The sequence below is a fragment of the Streptomyces sp. NPDC051636 genome (assembly GCF_044453765.1).
In the GTDB taxonomy this organism is placed as follows: Bacteria; Actinomycetota; Actinomycetes; order Streptomycetales; family Streptomycetaceae; genus Streptomyces.
In genome coordinates this window covers 1-1,259 of record NZ_JBITDA010000094.1, presented here as the reverse complement: position 1 = coordinate 1,259, position 1,259 = coordinate 1, and the positions used below count along the sequence as shown (strand labels likewise).

Here is a 1,259-nt window from a genome sequence, read left to right as displayed (position 1 = left end):
GCCGCCGAGCCCATCGCGATGTCCGCGACCTTCAGGTCGAGGATCTGGTCCGCCGACTTCAGGCGCCACTCGGCCGTGTCCGCCGTCTGGAGCGGGCCAGGCTCGTACACCAGCGGCTCCAGGGCGTGGAGCACGACCTCCTCCGCGAGGAACCGGGGCGTGTAGTGCGTGCCCGTGTTCTTCCTCAGGGAGGACTCCGTGACGTACAGCGCGCCGTTCGGGATCACCGTCGGCAGGCCCCGCAGGTCGTCGCGGAGGATCCCGACGAACGGCAGCAGCCGCTCCGTCAGCGCCGGGTCCTTCGTGACCGCGTTCAGGCGGCGACGGGCCTCCGCCGCGCCCTCGGCCGACAGAGGGGCGAGCTTCTTCTCCAACTGGCCCGCCGTCGCCGGAGGCTTGGGATCCTTCCACTTGTCGTGGATCGCCTGTGCCAGCGCCTTGACCGACGTGCCGGTCTTGGCCGCCAGCGCCTCCAACTCCCGCAACGGCACCTCGTGTTCCAGGCCCTCGGGACCGATCAAGCCCACCATGTGCTCAGTTGCCCGGCGCCCGTCGAACGACAGCAGGCCCTCGTACACGTAACCGATCTGCTCAACATCCAGCGCGCGGAAGCTGAGCGTGCGGACCTCACGGTCCTTGCCCTTACCGACGCGGACCTCCTGCACCGCCTGCAGCATGTGCAGGACCGTGCGGTCGTCGATCGGGAGCAGCGGGGTGGTGCGCTCCAGCCACGGGTACTTGTCCGGGTCGAAGATCGAACCGTCGTACGCCGGCAGGTGGAAGCCCGAACCCGGGTGGTCCACTCCCCCATGCACCGCGTGGAACAGGGCGATCAGCCGGTGCCACGCCGACGTCGTGTGCTCCAGCGACGTCTCACCCTCCTCGTCCGCCCGCGCCTTCAGCTCCTCACGCAGGAAACGGGCGGAGTAGGAACGGGCGTACACCTCGTTGTCCGCCGGGAGCAGACCCCGCTCCTCCGCGAACAGCAGGAAGACCACGCGCATCATCACCGCCACCGCACCGCGGTAAACCTCACCCGCGCTCACCCCGCACGCGTGCAGCCCCGGCGCCCCACGTTCGACCGCACGGACATCCGCCCGCCCTATGGCATCCACCAGGAGCTCGACCGCTTGGCGGACCTGAACACCCAGCGCCTCGGTGACATCCTCGCCCGCCGCCAGACTCGCCTTCAGCAGGCCCACCAGCGTCTCGGCCTCGTCGTACTCGAAGAAGCGGCGGCGGCGCAGCAGCGACACGAA

At 69.7% G+C, this 1,259-nt stretch carries 1 pseudogene; it reads right to left on the bottom strand.

Going from position 1 to position 1,259, the window contains the following annotated elements:
• Positions 1 to 1,259: pseudogene (locus ACIBBH_RS42525) on the bottom strand (hypothetical protein); the annotation flags it as partial.